This is a genomic window from Streptomyces sp. NBC_00425, from assembly GCF_036030735.1.
Classification (GTDB): domain Bacteria; phylum Actinomycetota; class Actinomycetes; order Streptomycetales; family Streptomycetaceae; genus Streptomyces.
Genome location: NZ_CP107928.1, coordinates 2,947,302 through 2,972,482 on the forward strand (window position 1 = coordinate 2,947,302; position 25,181 = coordinate 2,972,482).

23 protein-coding genes and 2 pseudogenes are annotated in these 25,181 nt (G+C 71.2%); 9 read left to right on the plus strand and 16 right to left on the minus strand.

All coding sequences use genetic code 11. The features are described from left to right. Window positions 1-146 precede the first annotated feature (146 nt). On the minus strand, window positions 147-1,754 hold the full coding sequence (locus OHS82_RS12300) for a glycosyltransferase family 39 protein (RefSeq protein ID WP_328433868.1): 1,608 nt from the start codon (window positions 1,752-1,754) through the stop codon (window positions 147-149). An 82-nt stretch (window positions 1,755-1,836) separates the two neighbouring features. Between OHS82_RS12300 and OHS82_RS12305 the strand changes: the two genes are divergently transcribed. From OHS82_RS12305 to OHS82_RS12325, 5 genes and pseudogenes are all read left to right on the plus strand, one after another. After that, window positions 1,837-2,289, plus strand: coding sequence for a GntR family transcriptional regulator (locus OHS82_RS12305; RefSeq protein ID WP_046917635.1), 453 nt, complete (start codon window positions 1,837-1,839; stop codon window positions 2,287-2,289). Next, window positions 2,286-3,197 (plus strand): ABC transporter ATP-binding protein, encoded by a 912-nt coding sequence (locus OHS82_RS12310; protein ID WP_328433869.1) that lies wholly within the window; start codon window positions 2,286-2,288, stop codon window positions 3,195-3,197. Before OHS82_RS12305 ends, OHS82_RS12310 begins: the two co-directional genes overlap by 4 nt. Then, window positions 3,194-4,180, plus strand: a complete 987-nt coding sequence (locus OHS82_RS12315) for a transporter (RefSeq protein ID WP_046917633.1) — start codon at window positions 3,194-3,196, stop codon at window positions 4,178-4,180. Before OHS82_RS12310 ends, OHS82_RS12315 begins: the two co-directional genes overlap by 4 nt. A 95-nt stretch (window positions 4,181-4,275) precedes the next feature. Continuing rightward, entirely contained in the window at window positions 4,276-5,061 is a 786-nt protein-coding gene (locus OHS82_RS12320) for a class I SAM-dependent methyltransferase (RefSeq protein WP_046917632.1), read from the plus strand. 589 nt (window positions 5,062-5,650) lie between these two features. Then, window positions 5,651-5,848 (plus strand): annotated as a pseudogene (locus OHS82_RS12325) (ester cyclase); the annotation flags it as partial. Between the two features lie 697 nt (window positions 5,849-6,545). Here OHS82_RS12325 and OHS82_RS12330 read toward each other — a convergent pair. From OHS82_RS12330 to OHS82_RS12350, 5 genes and pseudogenes are all read right to left on the minus strand, one after another. Then, window positions 6,546-6,647: pseudogene (locus tag OHS82_RS12330) on the minus strand (NAD(P)-binding domain-containing protein); the annotation flags it as partial. Window positions 6,648-6,853: 206 nt separating this feature from the next. Beyond that, window positions 6,854-7,591 (minus strand): NADPH-dependent F420 reductase, encoded by a 738-nt coding sequence (locus OHS82_RS12335; RefSeq protein WP_046917630.1) that lies wholly within the window; start codon window positions 7,589-7,591, stop codon window positions 6,854-6,856. A gap of 100 nt (window positions 7,592-7,691) precedes the next feature. Beyond that, a complete protein-coding gene (locus OHS82_RS12340) occupies window positions 7,692-8,285 on the minus strand; it encodes a TetR/AcrR family transcriptional regulator (protein WP_046917629.1) in 594 nt (197 codons plus the stop codon). Between the two features lie 244 nt (window positions 8,286-8,529). After that, on the minus strand, window positions 8,530-9,366 hold the full coding sequence (locus OHS82_RS12345) for a helix-turn-helix transcriptional regulator (protein ID WP_046917628.1): 837 nt from the start codon (window positions 9,364-9,366) through the stop codon (window positions 8,530-8,532). Window positions 9,367-9,870: 504 nt separating this feature from the next. Continuing rightward, a complete protein-coding gene (locus OHS82_RS12350) occupies window positions 9,871-10,620 on the minus strand; it encodes an SDR family oxidoreductase (protein ID WP_046917627.1) in 750 nt (249 codons plus the stop codon). Between OHS82_RS12350 and OHS82_RS12355 the strand changes: the two genes are divergently transcribed. Continuing rightward, window positions 10,589-11,026: a hypothetical protein gene (locus OHS82_RS12355; RefSeq protein ID WP_157876294.1), complete on the plus strand. Its 438-nt coding sequence runs from the start codon at window positions 10,589-10,591 to the stop codon at window positions 11,024-11,026. The two genes, OHS82_RS12350 and OHS82_RS12355, sit on opposite strands and share 32 nt — an antisense overlap. A 277-nt stretch (window positions 11,027-11,303) precedes the next feature. On the opposite strand, the gene OHS82_RS12360 is transcribed toward OHS82_RS12355, so the two are convergent. Then, window positions 11,304-12,644 carry a class I SAM-dependent RNA methyltransferase gene (locus tag OHS82_RS12360; RefSeq protein WP_057575494.1) on the minus strand — a complete coding sequence of 447 codons (1,341 nt, stop codon included), beginning with the start codon at window positions 12,642-12,644 and terminating at the stop codon, window positions 11,304-11,306. A 125-nt stretch (window positions 12,645-12,769) separates the two neighbouring features. Then, on the minus strand, window positions 12,770-14,875 hold the full coding sequence (locus OHS82_RS12365) for an APC family permease (RefSeq protein WP_057575493.1): 2,106 nt from the start codon (window positions 14,873-14,875) through the stop codon (window positions 12,770-12,772). A gap of 429 nt (window positions 14,876-15,304) precedes the next feature. Between OHS82_RS12365 and OHS82_RS12370 the strand changes: the two genes are divergently transcribed. Both OHS82_RS12370 and OHS82_RS12375 read left to right on the plus strand, forming a co-directional pair. Next, window positions 15,305-15,976: a potassium channel family protein gene (locus OHS82_RS12370; protein ID WP_057575491.1), complete on the plus strand. Its 672-nt coding sequence runs from the start codon at window positions 15,305-15,307 to the stop codon at window positions 15,974-15,976. After that, complete coding sequence (locus OHS82_RS12375) at window positions 15,973-16,650, plus strand: potassium channel family protein (RefSeq protein WP_057575489.1); 678 nt, start codon at window positions 15,973-15,975, stop codon at window positions 16,648-16,650. The genes OHS82_RS12370 and OHS82_RS12375 overlap by 4 nt, the downstream gene beginning before the upstream one ends. Before the next feature lie 137 nt (window positions 16,651-16,787). Here OHS82_RS12375 and OHS82_RS12380 read toward each other — a convergent pair whose 3' ends face one another. The 7 genes from OHS82_RS12380 to OHS82_RS12410 form a co-directional block, all read right to left on the minus strand. After that, window positions 16,788-17,573 carry a DUF3159 domain-containing protein gene (locus tag OHS82_RS12380; protein ID WP_057575487.1) on the minus strand — a complete coding sequence of 262 codons (786 nt, stop codon included), beginning with the start codon at window positions 17,571-17,573 and terminating at the stop codon, window positions 16,788-16,790. A gap of 3 nt (window positions 17,574-17,576) precedes the next feature. Next, a complete protein-coding gene (locus tag OHS82_RS12385) occupies window positions 17,577-17,975 on the minus strand; it encodes an OB-fold nucleic acid binding domain-containing protein (protein ID WP_079041046.1) in 399 nt (132 codons plus the stop codon). Window positions 17,976-18,114: 139 nt separating this feature from the next. Further along, window positions 18,115-18,828 carry a response regulator gene (locus tag OHS82_RS12390; RefSeq protein ID WP_057575482.1) on the minus strand — a complete coding sequence of 238 codons (714 nt, stop codon included), beginning with the start codon at window positions 18,826-18,828 and terminating at the stop codon, window positions 18,115-18,117. Continuing rightward, window positions 18,822-21,371, minus strand: coding sequence for a sensor histidine kinase (locus tag OHS82_RS12395; RefSeq protein WP_057575480.1), 2,550 nt, complete (start codon window positions 21,369-21,371; stop codon window positions 18,822-18,824). Before OHS82_RS12395 ends, OHS82_RS12390 begins: the two co-directional genes overlap by 7 nt. 299 nt (window positions 21,372-21,670) lie before the next feature. Then, the gene (locus tag OHS82_RS12400) at window positions 21,671-22,435 is read right to left on the minus strand and encodes a DUF3710 domain-containing protein (RefSeq protein WP_057575478.1); all 765 of its coding nucleotides are present in this window, start codon (window positions 22,433-22,435) and stop codon (window positions 21,671-21,673) included. Window position 22,436: 1 nt separating this feature from the next. Then, window positions 22,437-22,988: a dUTP diphosphatase gene (gene dut / locus OHS82_RS12405; RefSeq protein ID WP_057575476.1), complete on the minus strand. Its 552-nt coding sequence runs from the start codon at window positions 22,986-22,988 to the stop codon at window positions 22,437-22,439. Then, on the minus strand, window positions 22,985-23,569 hold the full coding sequence (locus tag OHS82_RS12410) for a PaaI family thioesterase (RefSeq protein ID WP_057575474.1): 585 nt from the start codon (window positions 23,567-23,569) through the stop codon (window positions 22,985-22,987). The genes dut and OHS82_RS12410 overlap by 4 nt, the downstream gene beginning before the upstream one ends. Before the next feature lie 109 nt (window positions 23,570-23,678). On the opposite strand from OHS82_RS12410, the gene OHS82_RS12415 reads away from it, so the two are divergent. Beyond that, complete coding sequence (locus OHS82_RS12415; protein WP_266726530.1) at window positions 23,679-24,149, plus strand: DUF3093 domain-containing protein; 471 nt, start codon at window positions 23,679-23,681, stop codon at window positions 24,147-24,149. Between the two features lie 54 nt (window positions 24,150-24,203). Here OHS82_RS12415 and OHS82_RS12420 read toward each other — a convergent pair whose 3' ends face one another. Beyond that, the gene (locus OHS82_RS12420) at window positions 24,204-25,169 is read right to left on the minus strand and encodes a hypothetical protein (RefSeq protein ID WP_328433870.1); all 966 of its coding nucleotides are present in this window, start codon (window positions 25,167-25,169) and stop codon (window positions 24,204-24,206) included. Window positions 25,170-25,181: the final 12 nt, after the last annotated feature.

The window sequence follows — 25,181 nt, forward strand, 5'->3', positions numbered from 1 at the left end:
AGCGTGTGAGCTGGACCAGGCCGTACAGCCCCGCTCGCGGCAGGACGATGCCCCGGGCCGGCCCCAGTAGAGCGGTCAGGGCTCGAGAGCCTGCTCGCTCAGGAAGCTCGGGTACGACGGCAGGGGTCCCACCGTCCCCACCGACGTCACGAGGGAGTCAGTGTGATCGTTGTCGCCGTGCCCAGCGCGCCGTCCGTGGGGGTCGTGCGCACGGTGGTGCCGCGGTCGCCGATGAGGCGGGCCAGGGCGGCGTCGTCCGGTTGCAGGCGGCCGTGCTCGAAGAGGACCAGGGTCGTGTGGTGTCCCGGGGGCGGGGTCGTGCGGCGGTACTGGGCGTAGGTGACCGCGTCGCAGCCCGAGTACCAGCCCATCTCCGGTTCGTAGCCGGTGACCAGGAGGCAGGGGCCGCCCGTCGCGAGCCGCTCGGCGACCGGGACGGTGGAGCGGCTGAGGCGGTCGGGGCCGGGCATCGCTGCGTGGGCCACAATCTGGGCGGTGCCGACGGTGGTCAGGCCGGCCAGTCCGGCGACGGCGGCGAGCAGGCCCCTGTTCCTGCGCCCGGTCAGTTCCGCCAGGGCCTCGACCCCCAGGAGGGTGAGCAGGATGACCGGGAGGTAGACGAACCGCGGTTCTCCGTCCGTCACCAGACCGAGGACGACGAAGACGAGGACGGACGTCGAGCCCAGAAACACACGGCGTGTGGCGCGCGCCCCACCGTCTCCGTCGCGCAGGGCGCGTACCGCCAAGAGCAGTCCGACGGTCATCACGACCGCTCCCAGGTCTCCGGCCAGGCGGTAAGGGAAGATCGCGAGGTAGTAGGCGAGGCCGTCGCCCACGTATGTGCGGTTGGCCTGGGAGCCGGCCCACAGGATCAGGCCGAGCGGGGATCCGGTGACCTGCGCGGCGTGGACGAAGTGCGGCAGCAGGCCGAGGGCAAAGATGGCCAGTGCTGCGGCGAGGCGGCGGCCCTGGGCGAGCCAGGCGCGCGGGCCGTAGGCGAACAGCGCGGCCCCAGCTATCGCCAGGAGGTTGCCCACGCTGCCGTAGCGCAGGTAGAAGGCGGCCACCGCCACGGCGGCTGCGACGGGCAGGGCGTGGGAGCGCCGTACTTCCTGGGCGCGCGTGAGGAGGAAGACGACGATCAGCAGCAGGCCGGCGGTGCCGATGTCGTTGAGGAACTCCGGGACGCGGCGCAGGAATCCGAGGCCGGAGAGCAGGAGAAGGACGACCACCACGGCGCGGCGGGGCGTGGTCCAGCGGGCCGCGACGACGTAGGTCGCGGTGAGGGTGAAGAGCGTGAGCAGCAGGGCCACCGCGCGCAGGCTGCCCACGTCGTCGTGGACGGTGAGCGCCAGGCGCCCCAGCACGGGGAGGCCGAGGGGGCGGTAGGGGCCCCAGCCTGCGTCGGGGGTGCCGTCGGCCCAGGAGCGGGCCTTGTTGGCGTACACGGCCTCCTCGTGTCCCAGATAAGGCTCGTGGTCCTGGAGTGCTGCCCAGATTCCGGCCGTCAGGGCCAGCACGGCCACCAGGTATGCCGCGCCCGGTATCCGGCGCAGCACACGCATCGCCACCACCAGCGGCCGGGGTGGGTCCGCCCGCCGCCACCAGGGGCGGGCGAGCCACCAGGCGGGGGCCGCGCCCAGCAGGAAGGGCCAGGGCTGCCAGCCGGGCAGCAGGCTGCCCAGGCCCGCGGCCAGCAGCAGTTGCTGGGCCACCGCGGCGAGGGTCAGTACGGCGGCGGCTACGAGGGCCACACCTGCAGTGCTCCTGTTTGACATCCCAGCAACGCCTCCATCATGCTTGTATTAATTCATTAATGGAAGCACACTGTTGGTCATGGAAGGTGATGTGGTCGAGTACCGGATCGACCGTGGCAGCGGCGTTCCCGCCTATGTGCAGATCGTGGAGCAGACCGAACGGGCGCTGCGGATGGGCACGTTGAAGGTCGGGGACAAGCTGCCCACGGCCAGGGAAGTGGTGGCGGCGACAGCCATCAACCCCAATACCGTGCTGCGGGCCTACCGCGACATGGAGCAGGCCGGCCTGGTCGAACTGCGCCGCGGTCTGGGGACCTTCGTGACGCGGTCGCTCGCCCGGCCCGGCGCGGAGGACGACTCACCCCTGCGCGCGGAACTCACCGACTGGACGGCACGCGCACGTGCGGCGGGTTTAGAAAGGGCCGACATCCTGGCCCTGGTCGCAGCCGCCCTGGACGCCCACGACAGCAAGCAAGACGAGCAAGACGAGCACTCCCCGGGCGACCGGGAGCAGAAAATGGAGGAAGCATGACCGGGCCTGACGCGCCGGCCGCGCTGCGCGCCACTGGACTCGGATTCCGGTATCGGGTGCGCGGCGGCTGGACCCTGCAGGACTGCGAGTTCACCGTGCCCAGGGGCCGTATCACTGCCCTCGTCGGACGCAACGGCGCCGGCAAGAGCACCCTGCTGCACCTGGCCGGCGGCCTGCTACGCCCCCGCACCGGGGACATACGGGTACTGGACACCGCACCCGGCACGCCCGGGGCCCGCGCCAGGGTCGCACTGCTCACCCAGGACAAACCGCTCTACCCCCGCTTCACCGTGGCGGACACCCTGCTGATGGGGCAGAAGCTGAACGCCTCATGGGACCAGGCTGCCTCCGAGCGGACCGTCCGCGAGGGCGGCATCGCACTCGCCGCCCGCGTAGGGGAACTGTCCCCCGGGCAGCGCACCCGTGTCGCGCTCGCCCTGGCGCTCGGCAAGCGGCCCGAACTGCTGCTGCTCGACGAGCCGATGGCCGACCTCGACCCCGTGTCACGGGGCGAGATCATGGCGGCGTTGATGACCGAGGCCGCCGAGCGCGGCACGAGCATCGTCTTGTCCTCGCACGTCCTGCCCGAACTGGAACAGACCTGCGACTGGGTACTGGTCCTGCGGGACGGGCGCATCGAATTGAGCGAAGACGCCGAGGCGCTGCGCGAGAACCACACCGTACTGACAGGACACGCCGACCAGGCCGACGCCCTGGCCGCACGGCACACCGTCGTCCACCGCCGCGCCGGTGGCCGACAGCTGACCGCCCTGATACGACAGCAGGGACCACTGCGCGGCGACTGGCACGCCGAGCGGCCCACGCTGGAGGACATCCTGATCGGCTACCTCCAGGCCAACGACACGCTGCGCCCGGCCGGCGCCGGGCGGACGGAGTCGGCGGCGTGAACGGCTCCCTCCGAACCGGCTCTCTCTGGCACGGCTCCCTCTGGCTCGCCTGGCGTCAGCAGCGAGTGCTGGCCGGCGTCGGCGCGGCCGCACTGGCCACCGCCGCGGCGATCGCCGCGTACAACCGCTCGGGCATGCTGGACGCCCTGCACAGCGGACTGTTCGACCACTGCGGCACCGGACCGCTGTACTGCACGCAGTCCGACACCGGCGTGCCCCTGCTGCTGGACATCGAGCCGCTGAAGTACCTCGGCACGCTGAACATCGTGCTGCCCGTCATCATCGGCGTCTTCTGGGGCGCGCCCCTGCTGGGCCGCGACCGGGAACTGGGCACGCACCGCATGGTCCTCGCCCAAGGCGTGAGCCGCGGCCGGTGGTTCGCCTCCCGGATGGCGCTCGCCGCGGTGACCACGGTGGCCGTCTCCGGCGTGCTCGCGGGGCTGTTCGCGTGGTGGTGGCAACCGGCCGCGGACCGGAGTTACGGCCTGTTCTGGTACGAGAACACCGCCCTGAGCGGCTCGGGCCCGAGTGTCGTCGCAGCCGCCCTGTTCGGCCTGGCGGCCGGCACACTGCTGGGTTTGCTGGCCCGCCGGGTGCTGGCCGCGATGGGTCTGACCCTCCTGGTGACAGGGGCGACGACCCTCCTGCTGCAGTGGACGCACAGGACCCGCCTGCTGGTCCCGCCGCACACCTACACCAGCGCCGGCAGCATCCCCAAGCCACCCATGGACGAGAAGTGGTCGACCGGCCACTACGGGCTGATCACCGCCTCCGGCCGCTACGACGACGTAATGAACTGCCCCTTCCCCTCAAGCGCCCAGCTCAAGGAGTGCATGGCCCAGCACGGCTACGTCGCCCGCTTCTACGAGGCCAACCCGGCCAGCGACTACTGGACCTTCCAGTGGACCGACACAGCCCTTCTCGGCGGCCTCGCCCTCCTGCTCACGGCCGTCACCATGCTGCTCCTGCGCCGCCGCGTCTGACCATGCTGCGTCACCTGTAACACCCCATACCCCTTTCGTCCCGCACCCCTTCATCCCCTCACCCGGGGCCCCTTTTGCACGGAGGTCGCTTCGCCATGCCCGCAGACGCCAAGTCACCGAAGAAACTGCGCAACAACCGCGCCGCCCTCACCCACAAGGTCGGCTACGCCCTGCGCCACCCCGGCCGCGTCGCCCCATACCTCAGCCGGGCCGGCCGGGACGCCTGGCTGCGCCTGAAGCACCCCGACCACGTCGGCTACTACCGGGCCGTCATGGCCTCCGACACCCGCCGCAACCCCGAAGCCGCGGTCGGCAGTCAGACCCATGACCGCTGGCTGGCGCTCGGGCAGATGCAGTTCGACTACCTCACCGAGCACGGGCTGCGCCCCGAGCACCGCATGCTCGACATCGGCTGCGGCAACCTGCGCGGCGGCTGGCGCTTCATCGACCACCTCGACGCCGGCCACTACTACGGCATCGACATCTCGCCCGACATCCTGATCGCCGCCAAGAGGACTCTCGCCGAGCGCCACCTCCAGGACAAGCTGCCGCACCTGACCATCACCGGCGACCTCACCCTGGACTTCCTGCCCAGCGACCACTTCGACGTCATCCACGCGCACAGCGTCTTCTCCCACTCGCCGCTGGACGTCATCGAGGAGTGCCTCGCCCACGTCGGCCGGGTGCTGACCGACACCGGGTTCTTCGACTTCACCTTCGACCGCACCGAGGGCGCCGAACACCAGGTTCTGCGCGAGGACTTCTACTACCGCACCGAGACCCTCCTGGCCCTGACCCGCAAGCACGGCCTGCATGCCTGCTTCATGGACGACTGGGAGGAACGCCCGCACGGCCAGTCGAAGATACGCGTCAGCCGCTGACCTCTGGCCTCGCGCGCGCGCGCGGAGAAGGCTCGCCCTGACACCCTGAGAAGAACGAGGAAACACGCGAGACGATGCAAGAACACGGAGACGTACGGCGCTTCCCGCGGACACTCGCCTTGCATCCCGCGATCGAGGACGAACCGTGCGGACGGGCCGATGCCGCCAGGGCGGACACCTCGCTGTGCCGTGTGTGGTGATCTCCCTTGCCCGGGAGCGGAGCGGTCGCCTCCTGAGAGAGGCACGCAGAACGCAGCTGCTACCAGCGATGGTCAACCCCTGGCCCTGGGGGGCGCTGCAGGCCTATGGCGAGCTCCTGACCCGACGGCCACGTCCGCTGGCCGTTCTGGACGTGCCGGACGAGGGCTGCGCGCAGGCACTGACCTGGCGTGTGCGCCTTCTGCGGCGGCTGGCGCCGGTGACGGTCCTCGCCCCCGAAGGCGCCTGTGCAGTCCTCGGGCCCTCAGCCGGGTCACGACTTTGTCACCCTCCGCGATCTGGTCTTCGATCTCGTGGGTTCCGGGTGTGGCCTCCCAGAACAGACGGAACACCTGCTTGAGTCCCGCGACCAGGTGCGAACCATGAGAGGGACCTCCCGGGCATCCCTGCCACCGGCAGGCCGATCACGATGACCGCGACGGTGATTCACCGCATCGAGAACGGCAAGCTCGCCGAAAAGCGGTCGAGCAAGGATCTCCTCGGCCTCCTTCAGCAGCTCGGCGTCATCCCGACGCCCGGCGGGGCATCGGGATGGTCCCGACCTGCTGCGATCCGAGCGGACCTGTGAGACAGGACGTTTGGTGGCGCCCTGCAACGCGCCGCCCTCGGTCCGGCTACGCGAGATGTGAACAGGGCGAACGTTGCTTGATGCACCGCTGGCTCCGCAACCTCTTACCGGCGCGGGGGCAGGACAGCAGCGGGGGGGTCTTCGAGGCGCGCTGTGGCAGGGGTTGCGGGCTAGCCGGCAACTGCCATTGAGCGTTGCTCAAACTGAGTTCGCTGGTCGTGGGGCTGGTGTGGGCGGAGACTGAGGTGCTCGTGCCGGTCGGGGGTGTGATCGGTAGCAGGTGATCATCCGACGCGTTGCCGGTTCGCCGGAATCGCGATGTGGGGTTGGGAGTGCCTCGCAGGCTCCGAGGAGAGCCGGGTGGGAAGGGGGCTGCTGGTGGCGGACATACTGGTCTGGGTGATGCAGCGGAGAGTGGTGCTGGCCGATCGCGCCGAACGGCTTCGCAAGGAGCTCGCCGAGATCGATGCCGAGGTGGTCCGGCTGGAAGCCGCCGAGATGGTGATCGGGCAGTTCATTGAGGCCGAGCGGAGCGGGCAGGCCGACGACCCGGACGTGGCCGAGGAGTTGGAGCGGGTGACGACTCCGGGCGCGCGCGGGATGCGACTGGTCCCGCACCGCGAGCCGGGCATGGACGAGAGCGCGCTGCCCGCCAACTATCAGGCGATCATGAAGATGGTGACCGCGGCCTCGGAGCCGGTCCCGGCCAATTGGCCGCCTTCACCTCGTGCCCGGCCGCGCTCAACCGCCTGGTCAGCGTCTTGCCGATGTTCCCGGTGCCGAGAATGCCGATCTTCATGGTGAAACTCCTTGTCCGAAACGGAACCCCGGTGTCTGTGACCGGGGTTCTCGGGGCTGCGGGCCGGCCGCGGACGCGGTGGTGCGGGTGAGTAATGGCGGCCTTGCCGAAGTGAGCGCCGTTCTTCGTGTTCGTCGTGTGTGTTCGCGGCGCGCCGGCGTTGCCGCTCTCGTGTCGTTGCCTGGACGAGAGCGGCGCCGGGTGTCTCAGCGGTGGGCGGCGCGGTTCATCTCGACGACGTCGTCGACGGTGAGGTTGGCACCGAGGGCGGCGATGCGTTCCGGGAGGCTGTCGCGGATGGCGGCGTCCTTGGTGCGGTCGGCCGCGGCCAGGGCCGCGGGCAGCTCGGCGAGGGTCAACTCGGTGCAGTAGGCGGGGCTGTTGGGCTGCTGGCGCCAGGAGTCGGCCAGTGTCCCGGCGTCGTAGGGGTCGAAGCCGGTGTCGTCCACCAGGCTCATGGCCACGCGCCGCGCCTGCTCGTTGTCACCGGCGACGGGGATGGCGAGGCGGCCGGGTGCTCCGGCCGGAACACCCTTGGCCCGCTGGGTCTCTGCCAGGGCGGCGTTCCATGCCTTGACCACGGGGCGGCCCAGCTGCTCGGCGGTGTACACGCTCTCCACCTGGCCGTTGTCGACCGCCTCGATCGGCTCGCTGAGCATGCCGGGGTAGTAGTTCGCGGTGTCGATGACCACCGTCTCGTCGGGCACCGACGCGAACAGGTCCGCCAGCTGGCCCGCCACCCCGAACGGGATCGACAGGACGATGACATCCCGGCCCTGGACGGCGTCGGCGAGGTCCACCGCGCGAGCCCCGGACTCCAGCACCTCCGCCCGGACGGCCTCGGGGCCGCGGGCATCGGCCACCTGGACGTCATGACCAGCCGTGCTGAGCTTGACAGCGAGGTTCCCGCCGATGGCACCGGCGCCTATGACAGTAATTTTCATTATTTGTCCCTTGAGAGGTTGTGCCGCCCCTGAGGGCAGCGCGAGGTGATGGCCGTGCGGTGGTGCCGCCTGGCGTTGCGGGGGCGGGACGCCTGGCGGTCTACGCCTGGGTGTCCCGCTGGCGGTAGCCGCTCGCGATGAGGGTGCGGAGCCGGTCGAGCGACTCCTCCTCGGTACCGGTGCCCTTGATCCAGGCCACGGAGCAGGCCGCGAGGAACAGGTCGTGCCCCCGCACCGAGGCACGCACGTGTCCCGCGCGCTGTGCTGCTCGCACGTACTGGTCGGTGGCGGTGATGAGGATGTCGCAGGGAATCGTGAGCGGGCTGTCCGGCTCCTGTGCGCGGGCCGCGGCCATGAGCGGTTCCGGCAGGCCGCTGTAGGCGCTGAAGTACTCCTCCATCGCCCGCAGCCATTGATCCAGCGCCTCGGCGGGGTCGCCGAGTTGCTCGATGCCTGTCCGGCGGGCCACGAGTTCCTCGGAGCGGGTCTGTAGCACGGCCGCGAGCAGCGCCTCCCGGGTGGGAAAGTGCCGGTACAGGGTGGCGGGCCCGACGCCCGCCTCCTTGGCCACCGCTTCGAGGGAGGTGCCGATCCCGTGCCGCAGGAAGTGCCGCTGCGCGGTCTCCAGGAGGGCCGCGCGGTTGCGCTGGACGTCCGCGCGCGGCTTGCGGCCCCGCTGTTCACCGGCACTCATGCGCCCTCCTGCCTGCCGTGGTCCTGCGGACGCATCAAAACGGATGCTGCCTCCGTATGCATTCGAGACTAAAACGGAGGCGGCATCCGGTCAAACCGGCGGCCCGACCACGGGAGCCCGGAAGTGCAGGGGCCGACATATCTGGCCGCAGAGCGCAGGGCAGAAGCCGTGCCGGCTGCACCATTCCAGGGTGCCCTTGTCCGGCCCCTGCAGCACGAACCGGCCCGGTCCCCGGTCCGGGACGTCAGGGGGTGAGCTGCTGGCGTCCGATGACGGAGAGCAGTTCGAGTTTGCTGTGGCTCTCCGTGCCGGGGCGGGTGGTCAGCACCACCAGAGTCTGGGCGCGGTTCTCGGTGTACAGGAGCTGGACGTCGACGTCGATGCGGCCGACTTCGGGATGGAGGAGGGTCTTGCAGTCGCCGTAGCGGGCGACCTCCTGCAATTCCCACATGCGGACGAACTCGGGGCTGTGTTCCTGGAGTTCGGCGAGGATCCGGGCGGCTCGGGGGGTGTCGCTGCCGGCTGTCAGCGCGGCCCGTAGGCGTGCCGCCTGGGCACGGCCGTGGCTTTCGTGGGTCTCCTCGGGATACACCAGGCGCTCGGCCGGGTCCATGAACCAGCGGTAGTAGCCACTGCTGGCCAGACCGGTGTGACGGGTCTGGTCGCCGAGCAGCGCGACGGCCAAGGGGTTCATCGCGAGGGTGTCGACCAGGTCGGTGGTTACCAGGGCCGGGGTATCGTCCAGGCGGTCCAGGACCCGCATCAGTGTCGGGCTGACGTGGTCGGAGCGGTGGAAACGGGCCGGGGCGTTGTGGCCGATGAGGACGAAGAGATGATCGCGTTCATCCAGGGTCAGCCGCAGCGCCCGGGCGAGCGCCGCGGTGATCTGTACGGAGGGCTGCGGAGCACGCTGCTGCTCCAGCCGGGCGTAGTAGTCGGTGGACATGCCGGCGAGCTGCGCGACCTCCTCGCGGCGCAGCCCCTGCGTACGCCTGCGCGGCCCCTCGACCAGCCCGACGTCGCGGGGCCGTAGCGTCTCGCGCCGGTGGCGCAGGAATGCCGCCAGTTCTCTCTTGTCCATGCCCTCATCCTCGTGGCATCCCGCCCGGCTATCCAGAGACCGCCGATCCATGGCTGAGCAGTCCCTTCCCGCCTGCGCAAGCCCACTCGGTCGGCCGACGTCGAGGCACTCGCAGCGAGAAGTCTCGATGGTCACCGGACGTGCATGACCCGCTGGGCAATGCGCCGCCCCGGCAGTGCGCCGCAGGCCGCCGGTACGGAAGACGGCCTGCGGCGACGGTCCCCCGTCAAGGACGCCCGCTTGGGACCGGTCCCGGGCCTCGTCGCCCGGCCCGGCCGGCCCGACGATGTTCACCGTGCCGGGCGCTCGCGTGCCCGTCGGCCCTCAGGACGCAGCCGGCCCCCTCTCGTGCGACGACCGGGGCGAAGCCGAAGACGCTTCCTTACCGTTCCGCATCCTCGGTGAGGACCACCCCGAAGCGGGTCCCGCTCGCGTTCGTCCCTCATGTGGCCCCACAGGACCCGCCCGCGTGCTGCTGGTTCCGCGTCGGTCACTACAGGTCGGTCAGCTACCGGTCATCATGGCGAGGACGTCGTCGTAGGAGCCGGTGGCCACCGCGTCGCGGATGAACCTTGCGGGCTCGACGACCAGCTCCTTCGCGTCGGGCTTCTCACGCAGCAGATCGAGGACCTCGGTGAGGAAGTCGTCCAACGGCATGGACTGCTCGCTGTCCTGCTGGCCCATCAGGGTCGTGCGCACGCCCGCCGGGACCACCTCTATCACCTGGACACCGGCGTCAGCACTGGCGAGCTGGATACGCAGGCTCTCGGAGAAGGAGTGCAGCGCGGCCTTGGTCGCGCTGTAGGTCGGCGTGATCGGGAACGGTACGAACGCCAGCGCGGAGGTGACATTCATGACGACCGCGTCGTCCTTGCCCACCAGCAGCGGCAGGAAGGCGTACGTCATCCGGATCGTGCCGAGCAGATTGGTCGCGACGTGATCCTCGGCGACCTGGAGTCCTGCCGGGTCAAGGACGCTCTCCAGCAGCTGAATGCCGGCGTTGTTGACCAGGACGTTCAACCCCGGGTGGCTCGCGGCCACGGCCTCACGGGCCCGGGCAATCGAGTCAGGGTCCGCGACATCGAGGACGACCGCGTCGATACCCGGGTGCTCGGCCGTGATCTCGTCAAGGAGTTCCTTGCGCCGGCCGGCGACAATCACCTTGTTGCCAGCCTCGTGCAGACGCACCGCCAGGCCGAGACCGATGCCAGAGGTGCCGCCGGTGATCAGGATCGTGTTGCCAGTCATCTTCATGGAGGTCTTGCTCCTTCGGTACGGCGGGCCGGTGACCACCCGCAGCCTCGACCGTAAGAGCGCCCGCACAGGGGCGGGAGAGGAAGGTTTGTCCATGGATCGGCAGTCTCTGCCTCGTGAAGAGAACGCCGGCCGTCGGGCCAGGTCCTGCAGAAACTGGACGGGGGCCGCTGGCCGAGCAGTCGCGAAGGCGCATCGCGTCGGCGAAACGCTCGCCTACGAGGGCGTCGTCCAGGAGCTCATCGCGCGCTCACGCAGCGACTTCGCGCGGCCGAGCCTGCTCGTCCTCGAGACCGCCTGGTTGATCGACCGGCACGGCGCCAAGGTGGCGACGGCGGGCGCGGCGACTTTTACGGCTGCTATCTCAGCACGCGCTACCGACCCGCGCCTGGCGGCCAACTCCTGAGCCCGCGTGCAGTCTGAGTTTGATCATTGACCTCGCTGCTGTTTCAGGCGCACGAGCCTCGTGACGCCCCATCAGAAGCAGCGTCGAACGAGCGTCAAGACACCTCCCCCACCGCCCCCTCACGAAGCTGGGGCAGAGCGTTCATCGCCCGCACCCCGCTCTTCGAAGCAGCAGGTGAGGCATGTGGCGCGAGCCTGCGACGCACTCCACGCGATGGACTGAGGGAAACAGGTCGGGCACACCTCGACGCATCTGAGCAGTCCAAGAAAATCGCAGGTCAGAGCGCCTTTGAAGCCGGCTCGAGAATCGCCACGCACTCCACGTGGTGCGTCATCGGGAACAGGTCGAAGGCCCGCAGCGTGCGCACCCGGTAGCCACCGTCCCGGAAGTAGGCCACGTCCCGGGCCAGCGCGGCCGGGTCGCACGCGACGTAGGCGATCTTCCGCGCGCCCAGCGACGCCAGGTGCTCCACCGTCTTCTTGCCCGCTCCCGCGCGCGGCGGGTCCAGGACGATGAGGTCGACCTCGGTGATCCCGGTCCGCGGAAGGACGCTCTCGACCTTGCCCTGTTCGATCCGCACCCGCTCGAAGCCGGCGAGGTTGTGCCGGGCGTCCTCGACGGCGCGCTTGCCGGACTCGATGCCGAGGACCGCGCCCTTGTCGCCGAGCCGGTCGGCGAGTGCTCCGGCGAAGAGGCCGACGCCGCAGTACAGGTCGAGCGCCATGTCGCCCTTGCGGGGCAGCAGGCCCTGCATGACGGCCTTGACGAGGGTGTCGGCGGCCTGCGGGTGGACCTGCCAGAAGCCGCCGCTGCCGACGCGGTGGGTGCGGCCGTCGGCCCGCTCCCGTACGAAGGCGCGGCCGTGGACGCGGTGGATGCCGCCGTCGTGCTCCTCGACGCGCATCACGGAGACGGGCCTGTCGAGCTCGACGAGGGGAAGGCGGGCGCCCGGCCGGGGTTCGAGGATCACCATGCGGTCCTGGGAGCCGGTCGCGGCGATGGCGTCGACGGAGGCCATGCCGGACCAGTCGCGCTCCTCGATGCCCAGCTCGCTGACGCCCTGCGCCGCGATCATGCAGTGCTCGATCGGCTCGACCTCGTGGGAGCGGTGGCGTCGCAGGCCGGCGTTGCCGTCGGCGTCCACCGCGTACTGCACACGGGTCCGCCACTGGGGCACCTGGCCCGCGGGCAGCTTGTCGCCCTCGGCCGGCATCACGGTGCCGTCCCAGCCGGCCTCCTCGGGCGTGAGGCCCGCGAGCCGCTGCAGCTGCTCGGCGATCACCTCGCCCTTGAGGCGGCGCTGCGCGCCGGGCTTGGCGTGCTGCCAGTCGCAGCCGCCGCAGCGGCCGGGGCCGGCGTACGGGCAGGGAGCCTCGACGCGGTCCTTGGACGCCTCCAGGACCTGCACGGCGTCCGCCCGCAGGAACCGCGCGCCCTCTTCGCCCTCCGTCACCCGGGCCACGACCCGCTCGCCGGGCAGCGTGTGCCGGACGAAGAGGACCTGACCGGCCTCCGTCCGGGCGATGCAGTGGCCGCCGTGGGCGACGGGGCCGATCTCGACTTCGTACTCCTGCCCGACGAGCGACACCGCCTGCGGGTTGTTCGGTTCTGCCTGCATGGCGGGGTGACTCCACAACGTCGAACGAGGAACGGCCGGACAACAGCCCACCAGTCTACGTGGCTGTCGTCCGGCCGTTCACCACGCGCCGGGACGCGGGGACGAGGGTTCGCGCGGAGCGCGGGTCAGTGCTTCGCGTCCGGCCCCGGGGAGCTCCCGGCGCCGCCGGAATCCGGCCGGCCGCGCGGAGCCGACGGCTCCTTCGGCCGTCCCTCCTGGAGGGGACCGCGCCGCACCGAACCGGGAGCGTTCCACTCCGAGCGCCTGCGCGCCCGCTTCTTCGCCGCCTCGGAGGACTGCAGCTGGTAGGGGACGGACGTGACCATGACCCCGGGCGTGAACAGCAGCCGGCCCTTCAGCCGCAGGGCGCTCTGGTTGTGCAGCAGGTGCTCGTACCAGTGGCCGACGACGTACTCCGGGATGATCACCGACACCGCGTCGCGCGGCGATTCCTGGCGCAGGCTCTTGACGTATTCGATGACCGGCCGGGTGACCTCGCGGTAGGGCGAGTCCAGGACCTTCAGCGGTACGTCGATCCCGCGCCGCTCCCACTCGTCGCGCAGCGTCTTCGTCTCGGCCGGGTCGACGTTGACGGTCAGCGCCTCCAGGGTGTCGGAGCGCATCAGCTTGGCATAGGCGAGGGCGCGCAGCGTCGGCCGGTGGATCTTGGAGATCAGCAGCACCGAGTGGACGCGCGAGGGCCGCACGGTGTCGTCGCTGGGGCCCTCGGGGGCGGCGATCTCCGCGGAGACGCCGTCGTAGTGGCGGCGGATCGCGGTCATCGTCCCGTAGAAGATCACCATGCCGAGCAGGGCGACCCAGGCTCCGTGCGTGAACTTGGTGCCGAGGACGACGACCAGGACCAGGCCGGTGAAGAAGGCGCCGAAGGTGTTGATCGCCCGTGAGCGGACCATGTGGCGGCGCTTGACCGGGTCGTTCTCGGTCGCGAGGAGACGGTTCCAGTGCCGGACCATGCCGGTCTGGCTGAGCGTGAAGGACACGAACACACCGACGATGTACAGCTGGATCAGCCGGGTGGAGTCGGCGCCGTAGATCACGACCAGCAGGGTGGCCGCGCCGGCGAGCAGCACGATGCCGTTGGAGAAGGCGAGGCGGTCGCCACGGGTGTGCAGCTGGCGCGGCAGGTAGCGGTCCTGGGCGAGGATCGAGCCGAGCACCGGGAAGCCGTTGTAGGCGGTGTTCGCCGCCAGGAACAGCACCAGCGCGGTGGCCGCGGCGAGCACGATGAACAGGAAGCTGCCCTTGCCGAAGACGGCCTCGGCGACCTGGGTGATCACCGGGTTCTGGACGTACTCGGAGCCGACGGCGACGCCGTTGTGCAGCAGGTCGGCGGCCGGGTTCTCGGCCATCCGGACGTCGGTGACCAGGGCCAGCACGATGATCCCGCAGAACATGGTGACGGCCAGCAGACCCATCGCCGCGAGCGTGCTCGCCGCGTTCTTCGACTTGGGCTTGCGGAAGGCGGGGACGCCGTTGGAGATCGCCTCCACGCCGGTGAGCGCCGCACAGCCGGAGGAGAAGGCGCGCAGCAGCAGGAAGACCAGGGCGAAACCGGCCAGTCCCTGGTGCTCGGCCTTGATCGTGTACTCGGCGGTCGGCGCCCGCATGGTGTCGCCGAGCACCACCCCGCGGAAGGCGCCCCACGCGATCATGATGAACACGCCGGCGACGAACACGTAGGTCGGGATGGCGAACAGCTTGCCGGACTCCTTGACGCCGCGCAGGTTCATCAGCGTCAGCAGGACGATCACGGCGACCGCGCAGGCCACCTTGTGCTCGACGACGAACGGGATCGCGGAGCCGAGGTTCTCGATGCCGGAGGCGATGGAGACGGCCACGGTGAGGACGTAGTCGACGAGGAGCGCGCTCGCGACGGTCAGGCCCGCCTTGGGGCCGAGGTTGGTGGTGGCCACCTCGTAGTCGCCACCGCCGCTCGGGTAGGCGTGGACGTTCTGCCGGTAGGAGGCGACCACCGTGAACATCAGCACGACGACCGCGAGGGCGATCCAGGGGCTGAAGTGGTAGGCCGACACGCCCGCGATGGACAGGACCAGCAGTACCTCCCCAGGCGCGTAGGCCACGGAGGACAGCGGGTCGGAAGCGAAGACGGGCAGGGCGATGCGCTTCGGCAGGAGCGTTTCTCCGAGCCGATCACTGCGCAGTGCGCGCCCGATCAGAATCCGTTTGGGCACGTCGGTCAGTTTGGACACAACAGAGGATCGTAGGCCTTCGAACACGGGACCGCCCACCCTCCCCCGGGCTCAGCCGGGTGACGGCGTGGCGCGTCTGCCTCCCGGGTGAAATCGGCCGGTCGGCGGCGGCGGGTTGCGCAGCCGCGGCGGTCGCCATGTCTATATGACAATTCCCCGCCCACTGCCGCCCCTCGGAGGGTCCATGCACACGACCGCGGAGCTCATCGGCGCCGTAGGAGCCTTGGTAGGCCTGGGAGTTCTTACCTTCCTGAGTCTGTGGAGCATCAGTCGACGCTGATCCCCCCTCCCCGGCGCCGCGCGTACGGTGCACGGGGGTGCCCTGCGACGACCGCGCCTGTGTAGCTTGGGCGGCGGTCTGAGACCCTGTTCCCAGCCAGGCCAGAAATTTATGGACTTCTTTACTTCTTGACCCTCGGAAGGACGGTCGTGCACATCGTCATCATGGGCTGCGGCAGAGTGGGCTCCGCTCTCGCGCAGACCCTGGAGCAACAGGGGCACACGGTCGCTGTGATCGATCAGGACCCCACCGCCTTCCGACGACTGGGCTCCGGTTTCGGCGGCCGTCGTGTCACCGGGGTCGGATTCGACCAGGACACCCTGCGCGAGGCGGGCATCGAGGAGGCCGGCGCGTTCGCGGCCGTCTCCAGCGGCGACAACTCGAACATCATCGCCGCCCGAGTGGCCCGCGAGATGTTCGGCATCGAGAACGTCGCGGCCCGCATCTACGACCCGCGCCGCGCGGAGGTCTACCAGCGCCTGGGCATCCCCACCGTCGCCACCGTCCGCTGGACGGCCGACCAGATGCTGCGCCGGCTGCTGCCGTCGGGCGCCGAGCCGCTGTGGCGCGACCCCACCGGGGGCGTCCAGCTGGCCGAGGTGCACGCCGCCGCGTCCTGGGTCGGCCACAAGATCAGTACCATGCAGGAGGAGACGGGCGTCCGCGTGGCGTTCCTGACCCGGCTCGGCGAGGCCATCCTGCCCAGCTCGCAGACGGTCCTCCAGGAGGGCGACCTGGTGCACGTGATGCTGCGCACCGACGAGGTCGAGAAGGTCGAGGCGTCGTTCGCCGAAGGCCCGAAGGAGGACGGTCACCGATGAGGGTCGCCATTGCCGGAGCCGGCGCCGTCGGCCGCTCGATCGCCGGCGAGCTGCTGGAGAACGGCCACGAGGTCCTCCTCGTCGACAAGGCGCCGACCGCCATCTCGGTCGAGCGCGTCCCCCAGGCGGAGTGGCTGCTGGCCGACGCCTGCGAGATCACCTCACTGGACGAGGCGGCCCTGCAGCGCTGCAACGTCGTCATCGCCGCGACCGGCGACGACAAGGTCAACCTGGTCGTCTCGCTGCTCGCCAAGACGGAGTACGGCGTCCCGCGCGTCGTGGCCCGGGTCAACAACCCGAAGAACGAGTGGCTCTTCAACGAGTCCTGGGGCGTCGACGTGGCGGTGTCCACCCCGCGCCTGATGTCGGCGCTGGTCGAGGAGGCGGTGAGCGTCGGCGACCTGGTGCGCCTGCTGCGCTTCAGCCACGGCGACGCCAACCTCGTCGAGCTGACGCTCCCGGAGGAGTCGGCCCTGGCCGGCACCCAGGTCGGCGACGTGGAGTGGCCGGAGGACACCTCGCTGGTCACCATCATCCGCGGCACCCGGGTTCTCACCCCGACCCGGGAGGACTCCCTGGAGCCCGGCGACGAACTGCTCTTCGTCGCCGCCCAGGCGAGAGAGGAACAGCTCGAGGACCTGCTGTCCGTCCGCAAGGACGACACCGGCGACTGAGCCGACGAGGGTCACGACGGCGAAGGGCGCCCTGAGATCTCAGGGCGCCCTTCGGCTTTGCCGCCACCTGTACCCGTGCCTGCGTCTGTGCCTCTCGGCGCGGCGCCTTCACCGGGACGCTCGGCCCGGCACGGGAGCTAGCTCTCCCGGCGGTGCCGCCCGCCGACCTCCGCCGCCGACTCCGCCTTCGCCGCCTCCGCGGCGGCCGCGGCCTTCTCCTCCGCCTCCATCTCCGCGAACACGTCGATCGGCGCGGGCGCCTTCGCGAGGAACACCCAGGTCAGCCAGACGGCCAGCAGGAACGGCGGGATCTTCAGGGCGACCAGCACCCAGCCGAGCTGGGCGGTGTCGGCCCACCAGTACAGCGGGAAGAGGATCGCGCACTTGGCGAGCAGGATCAGACCCCAGGCCCAGCTGGCCTTGGCGTAGGCCTTCTTGCGCCCGGGGTTGCGGGTCCGCCAGGAGAGGTTCTCCTTGAAGACCGGGCCGAGGATCAGACCGATCAGCGGCACTCCGCACAGCGTCGTGACGATGTACGCCAGCGCGAGACCCAGCGTGTAGAGCATGCCCGGCAGGTAGAAGGCCTTGGCGTTGCCGGTCATCATCGCGAAGACGACGCCGAAGGCGACACCGAACACCCCGCTGAACGCGTGCTTGACCGTGTCCTTCATCGCCAGGCGGACCACGACCAGGACCAGCGACACCGCGAGCGCGGCGATCGCGGACATGTGCAGGTCCTTGTTGATCGTGAAGATCGTGACGAAGACCAGGCCGGGCACCACCGTCTCGACCATGCCGCGGATCCCGCCGAACGCCTCGAACAGCGCGGCCTCCGTCACCGCCCGGGCGTCGGCCGCGGCGGTTTCCTCCGCGGTCGGATGCTCCACGGTCGTGTCTTCGGTCGGCTTGTCGAGCGACGTCACCGGCTACTCCCTACCCAGGGGTCTCAGTTCGTACTTGGGGTTGAACAGCACCCGGCGGCCCCGGCTCATGGAGACCCGGCCCGATGCGATGAGCCTGCGCCCCGGCTCGATGCCCACGATGGAGCGCCGGCCCAGCCACACGACGTCCAGCGCGGCGCTGCCGTCGAACAGCTCGGCCTCGAGGGCCGGGACTCCGGCGCGCGGCCGCAGGGTGACCGTGCGCAAGGTACCAGTAACCGTGACGATCTGTCGGTCCTGGCAGTCGTCTATTCGCGTGCAGCCGGCCGTCTCGGCGTCCTCGCGCAGCTCCTCGGACTCCAGGTCCTCCTGCGACGAGGAGAGCCGGTCGAGCATGCGCCGGAACCGGCCCGCCGGCTTTTCGGAACGAGGTACAGCACTCATGTCTGAAGCGTACCGGGGTGCCCCCTCCGAGCCGTAGCCGCCGCCGTACTCCCCGCCCCGGCCACCGCCGAGCCCGCGGCCCGCCACCCGCCACCGGCAGCCGTCCCGCCCGGGGCCGTATCGGCCGCCCGACCCGGCTTCAGCGCTCGAACCGGTAGCCCATCCCGGGTTCCGTGTGGAAGTGCCGGGGGTGCGAGGGATCCGCCTCGAGCTTGCGTCTGAGCTGCGCCATGTACACCCGCAGATAGTTGGTCTCCGTCCCGTACGACGGCCCCCACACCTCCTGCAGCAGCTGCTTCTGGCTGACCAGGCGACCGGTGTTGCGCACCAGCACCTCCAGCAGATGCCACTCCGTGGGCGTCAGCCGGACGTCCTTCCCGGCCCGGTTGACCTTCTTGGCGACCAAGTCGACGGTGAACTCGTCGGTCTCCACCAGGGCTTCGTCCTCACCCCCGGCGGGTTCGGCCCGGCGCACGGCGGCGCGCAGTCTCGCCAGCAGCTCGTCCATGCCGAAGGGCTTGGTGACGTAGTCGTCGGCGCCGGCGTCGAGCGCCTCGACCTTCTCGTCCGAGGAGTGCCGGGCGGACAGCACCAGGATCGGCGCCCGGGTCCAGCCGCGCAGCCCCTTGATCACCTCCACGCCGTCCAGGTCCGGCAGCCCGAGGTCGAGGACGACGACGTCGGGGTGGCGGGCGGCGGCGAGCCGGAGGGCGGTGGCGCCGTCGTGGGCCGCGTCGACCTCGTATCCGCGGGCCTTGAGGTTGATCACGAGGGCGCGCACGATCTGCGGCTCGTCGTCGACGACGAGCACCCTCGTGGACGGCTGGGGTGACCCCCCGGCCTGGCTCAGCATGAGGTCCGCCTTTCGGGTCGCACGGGTTGCTGCTCGGGGCGCGGGCCGGCCGCGCGGACGGTGAGGACCATGGTGAGACCGCCGCCCGGGGTGTCCTCGGCTTCGAGGGTGCCGCCCATGGCCTCCGCGAAGCCCCGCGCGACCGCGAGCCCGAGGCCCACCCCCGCGCCGCGCGGGGCGTCGCCGTACCGCTGGAAGGGCGCGAAGATCCGCTCCTTGGCCTCGTCGGGGACGCCCGGCCCGCGGTCCACGACCCGCACCTCGACGCGGTCGGACATCGCACTCGCGGCGACCAGCACGCGCGCGCCGACGGGACTGTACTTGACCGCGTTCTCCACCAGGTTGGCGACCGACCGCTCCAGCAGGCCGGGGTCCACGGCGACCATCGGCAGCGTCTCCGGGATGTCCAGCTCCACGCTCCGCTCCGGCTCCGGCACCCCGCCGAGCGCCATCGGCACCACCTCGTCGAGGTCCGTCTCCCGGATGATCGGCGTGACCGTGCCGGTCTGCAGGCGTGACATGTCCAGCAGGTTGCCCACCAGGTGATCGAGACGGTCCGCGCCCTCCTCGATGCCGGCCAACAGCTCCGCCCGGTCCTCCGGCGACCAGGCGATGTCCGGGGAGCGGAGGCTGGAGACCGCCGCCTTGATGCCGGCCAGCGGGGTGCGCAGGTCATGGCTGACGGCGGCCAGCAGGGCCGTGCGGATGCGGTTGCCCTCGGCCAGCGCGCGGGCTCGTTCGGCCTCCTCCCGCAGGCGCCGCCGGTCCAGCACCACGACCGCCTGCGCCGCGAACGCGGCCAGCACCCGCCGGTCCTCCGCGGGCAGCACCCGCCCGGTGAGCGCGAGCGCCAGGTGGTCGCCGACGGGCACGTCCACATCGGCCTCCTCGGGCCGCTCGACCGGGCTGCCCACGCCGACGTGCCCGGCACGGGTCCACGGCGCCCGGTCGTCCGCCCGCTCCAGCAGGGCGGCGGACTCCATGGCGAACGTCTCCCGCACCCGCTCCAGCAGCGCCTCGAGACTGGTCTCGCCCCGCAGCACGTTGCCCGCCAGATACGAGAGGATCTCGGACTCGGCCCGCAGCCGGGCCGCCTGGTGCGTGCGCCGGGCCGCCAGATCCACCACCGAGGCCACCGACACCGCCACCCCGACGAAGATCACGATGGCCACGATGTTCTTCGGGTCGGCGATCGTCCACCGGTGCAGGGGCGGTGTGTAGAAGTAGTTCAGCAGGAGCGAGCCCACGGCCGCGGAGGCCAGGGCGGGCAGCAGACCGCCGAGCAGCGCCGCCGCCACCGTCACGGCCAGGAACAGCAGCATGTCGTTGGCGAGGCCGAGGTGGACGGTGTTCAGCAGCAGCGCCGCCAGCGCCGGTCCCGCCACGCCGGCGAACCAGCCCCAGGCGATCCGGGTCCGCCCGAGCCGGGCGCCCCGGGCCACCGGCAGCCCGCGCCCCCTCGCGACCTCCTCGTGGGTGACGATGTGCACGTCGAGGTCGGTCCCCGACTCCCGGGCGACGGTCGCGCCGACCCCGGGCCCGAAGACGTACTGCCAGGTCTTGCGGCGCGAGGAGCCGAGCACGATCTGCGTGGCGTTGACCCCGCGGGCGAAGTCCAGCAGCGCGGCCGGCACATCGTCGCCGACCACGTGGTGGAAGGTGCCGCCGAGATCCTCCGCGAGGGTGCGCTGGAGCGCCAGCTCCTTCGGAGAGGCCGAGGTCAGTCCGTCGCTGCGCGCGATGTACACGGCCAGCACCTCGCCGCCCGCGCCCTTCTCCGCCAGCCGCGCCGCCCGCCGGATGAGGGTGCGCCCCTCCGGGCCGCCGGTCAGCCCGACCACGATCCGCTCGCGCGAGCCCCAGATCGCCGACACCCGGTGGTCGCGGCGGTACTGCTTCAGGTACGCGTCGGCCCGGTCGGCGACCCACAGCAGGGCGAGCTCGCGCAGGGCGGTGAGGTTGCCGGGCCGGAAGTAGTTGGACAGGGCGGCGTCGACCTTGTCCGGCCGGTAGACGTTGCCGTGGGCCATCCGCCGGCGCAACGCCTGTGGCGACATGTCCACCAGTTCGATCTCGTCGGCGCGCCGCACGAACTCGTCGGGCACCGTCTCCTGCTGCCGGACGCCGGTGATCGACTCCACGACGTCGCCGAGGGACTCCAGGTGCTGGATGTTCACCGTGGAGACCACGTCGACGCCGGCGGCGAGCAGTTCCTCCACGTCCTGCCAGCGTTTGACGTTGCGCGAGCCCGGGATGTTCGTGTGGGCGAGTTCGTCCACCAGGGCGACCTGCGGGGCGCGGGCGAGGACCGCGTCCACGTCCATCTCGGGGAAGGCGCCGCCGCGGTACTCCAGCTCCCGGCGCTCGATCTGCTCCAGACCGTGCAGCAGCACCTCGGTGCGCTGCCGGCCGTGGTGCTCGACGTACGCCGCCACGCAGTCCGTGCCGCGCTCCAGCCGCCGGTGCGCTTCGCCGAGCATGGCGTACGTCTTGCCCACGCCCGGTGCCGCACCGAGGTAGATCCGAAGCTTGCCGCGTGCCATGGCCTCACTGTCTCCCGCTGAAACCGCGTGTGCAGCGTCGACCTTACGGCCAACGGTCCCGACAAATGGGATGATCCGACAGGCGAGGGGGGTCGTTGACGCAACCCTGACGCGACCGGACGGCCGTCGACGCCCCTCGCCCCTTCATCGGACGAGCCCCCCCGGATCGGTTCACGCGCAATCGCCCCCCGTGGGCCCGCACGGCGAGGGCGATGGGGCGGCGGCCGCCGGCGCGCACGACGAAGGGCCGCACCCCCGTGAGGGTGCGGCCCTTCTCAGCCGTGGGTCCCGGCGCCGGGCTACCGGACCTCGGTGATCTCCGGTCCGCGCTGCAGCTGGCCCATGCCGCCCGAGAAGCGGGAGCTCTCGTCCTGCTGCTGCACGCCCTCGGGCACCATCTGCGCGTCGTTCGGCAGCTTCAGGACGATCGGGTCGCGCGGCGCCATCGGGCCCTCGCCGCGCACCACGACCGTGTCCCGGAAGATCTGCTCGAGCAGACCCGCCGCCTGCGGCTGCACCGCGCCCTGGCCCGAGATCACCCCGCGCAGGAACCAGCGGGGACCGTCCACGCCGACGAAGCGGACGACGTGGAAGCCGCCCGTGCCGTCCGGCAGCTGCACCGGCACCTGGGCCCGCAGCTCCCAGCCCAGCGGCCCTTCGACCTCGTCGACGATGCCGCCCTGCTGGGTGATGCCGGAGCCGATCTCCTCGCGCACCTCGCCCCAGATGCCCTCGCGCTTGGGAGCGGCGAAGGCCTGAAGCTGAATGGCGCTGTCACGCAGCACGACCGTCGCGGCGACGATCGCGTCCCCGGCGACCTCGACCCGCAACTCCATCCCGTCGACCCCGGGCACGAAGAGCCCGCCGAGGTCCACGCGCCCCTCGGCGGGGTCGCGCACCTCCGAGTCGTCCCAGGGCCCGTCGGGCCGCGGCTCCGGCTCGAGCCGCACACGCTCGCGCGCGCCCTCCACGTCGTCCGCCTCAGCGTCGACACTGTCGACGACCTGCTCGGCCTCGCCGGCCGCGTCCTCGGCGGCACCCTTCTTGTTGCGACGTCCGAACACGTCACTGTCCTTCCCGGTCGGATACGACCGAAGCGTATCGATTCCCACCCGTCGCGCCGCCGTCGGCGGCCTGACCGCTTGTACCGCTTGCGCCGCCCACGGCGGCATGGCCGCCGGTGGACCCGAAGCCCCCTGCGGCCCGCGCCGACCCGGGAAGCTCCGCCACCTCCTGGAAGCGGACCCTCTCGACCTGCTGGACGACCAGTTGGGCAATCCGGTCGAAGCGCTCGAACCGCACGGACTCGCGCGGGTCGAGATTCACCACGATCACCTTGATCTCCCCACGGTACCCGGCATCAACCGTCCCCGGGGCATTCACGAGGGCGACGCCGCACCGGGCGGCCAGCCCCGACCGGGGGTGCACGAAGGCCGCGTACCCCTCCGGCAGGGCGACGGAGACCCCCGTGGGCAGCACGGCCCGCTCCCCCGGCGCCAGTTCGCGGCTCTCCGTGGTGCGCAGATCGGCTCCCGCGTCGCCGGGGTGCTCGTACGCCGGAAGCGGTACGTCCGGATCGACGCGCCGGATCAGGACGTCCAGGGGACCGCGGCTCACGGGTTCACCTCGAAGGCGCGGGCTCGCCGCACCTGGTCCGGGTCGCTCATGGCGGCCTGGATCTCCTCCGCGCGGCCGTGGTCCACGAAGTGCTCGACGGCGACCTCGATGAAGAGGGCGTCGGCGCGGACCGCGACGGGCCCGTCGGGGCCGCCGATCCGCCCGGTCGCGGTCGAGTAGATCTTGCGCCTGGCCACCGCGGTCACCTCGGCCTCCAGGTGCAGCGTGGTGCCGACGGGCACGGGCCGGACGAAGTCGGTCTCCAGCCGTCCGGTCACGGCGATCGTCCGCAGCAGCCAGTTCAGCGAGCCGAGCGTCTCGTCCAGGGCGGACGCGAGAACCCCTCCGTGCGCCAGTCCCGGAGCGCCCTGGTGGGCCGGCTGCACGGTGAACTCGGCGGTGACGGTCACGCCCTCGCCGGCCCGCGCCTGCAGATGCAGACCGTGGGCCTGCCCGTCGCCACATCCGAAACAGTGTTCGTAGTGGGCGCCGAGCAGTTCGCCGGGCGCGGGGGCGTCGGGGTGCCGGACGGGTTTCTGGGCCCCGGCCGGAGGCTCGAGAGCTGCGGAAGTACCACTCACAGCCGCAGACCTTACCCGCCCGCCGGAAGCCCCCCGCCACCGTGCCCGGCAGTGCTGTGCGCCGCCCCCTGCCCCGGCCCTGAGCGGGGACCGTGCCAAGCTTGGCTCCATGCAGCTCTCCGCGGCCCCGTACGAAGAACGCCTCACCGCCCCCCGCTCGTGGTGGTTCGTCTCGTTCCTCGTGGGCGTCTCCATGGCCCTGATCCTGCTGCCCTTCGGCACCCTGCCGCTGCTCGGCGGTCTGGTCGGCGGCACCGCGGCCGCGGCCGTCGTGGCCAGCGCCTACGGGTCCCCGCGCATCCGCGTGGTGGGCGACTCGCTAATCGCGGGCGAGGCGAAGATCCCGGTCACGGCGCTGGGCGACGCCGAGGTCCTGGACGCGGAGGAGGCGCGCGCCTGGCGCACGTACAAGGCCGACACCCGGGCCTTCCTGCTGCTGCGCTCCTACATCCCCACCGCACTGAAGGTGGAGGTCACCGACCCGCAGGACCCGACGCCCTACCTGTACCTGTCGACGCGGGAGCCGGAGCGGCTGGCGCAGGCCCTCGGGACGGCGCGCGCGGCCGCGGCGCAGGCGTAAGGGCAGCAGTCCGCGGGAGCCCCAGCGGGCCTCGGCAGGCCTTCAGGAAGGCCTTCAGCGTCCGGGGGCGCCCGGGTTCTCGGGGTTCAGCGGGTCGTGGGTGATCTCCCCGACGGCCAGTGGCTCCGCGGGCTCCTCCAGCGCCGGCAGTTCCGGCAGCGCGTCCCACGGCACCTGCGCCTTCCGCAGGTCGGCCCGGATCTTCCCGGCCAGCCTTCTGGTGTCCCGCCGGTTCATGAGCGCGCCGACGGCGGCGCCCACCATGAAGGGCATGAGGTTCGGCAGGTTGCGGACCATGCGCTTCATGATCTGCTGACGGAGCTCGCGCTTCATCTGGCCGCCGAGGGCCGCGTTGACCGAGGACGGTTTCATGACGTCGATCCCGCGTTCGCCCGACCACGAGTGCAGGTAGGCGGCGCTGCGGTCCTTGAGACCGCCCGGCGGCCGCAGGCCGTAGACCTCGTGGAGTTCGGCGATCAGCTTGAGCTCGATCGCGGCGACGCCGGTGATCTCCGCGGCGAGTTCGGTCGGCATGGCCGGCGGCACCGGCAGCATCGCCGCGGCGCCGATGCCCGCCCCGACGGTGGACGTGGCGTTCGCCGCGCCCGTCACGAGCTTGTCCGCGAGCTGCTCGGGCCCGAGGCCGGGGAACTGTGCGCGAAGCGTCCGGAGGTCCCGTACGGGGACCCGCGGGGCGATGTCGATGATCCGGTCGGCGAGATGCGCCAGGCCCGCCCTGGCACTGCTCCCGCCCTTACGGAGGCCTTCCCGGGCCAGGCCGGTGGCCTTGTCCCGGATGACCGCCGCCCGTCGCTTGGCGACGGGGGCGGTGTTCCGCGTCGGCGCCGGGAGGTCAGCCCGTTCACTCGCACGTTCGAGCGAGGCCGATCCTGCCGGGATCGCTCCCGTGCCGGATGAGCCTCGCTCGTCGTCACGCACGCCGTGGGGGCCCTCCGCGGGCCCCTTGTCCGATCCCCGCAAGGGGAAACGGCGCTTCCGGGGAGGGGTCGAGCCAGTCACGGCCGACCCGCC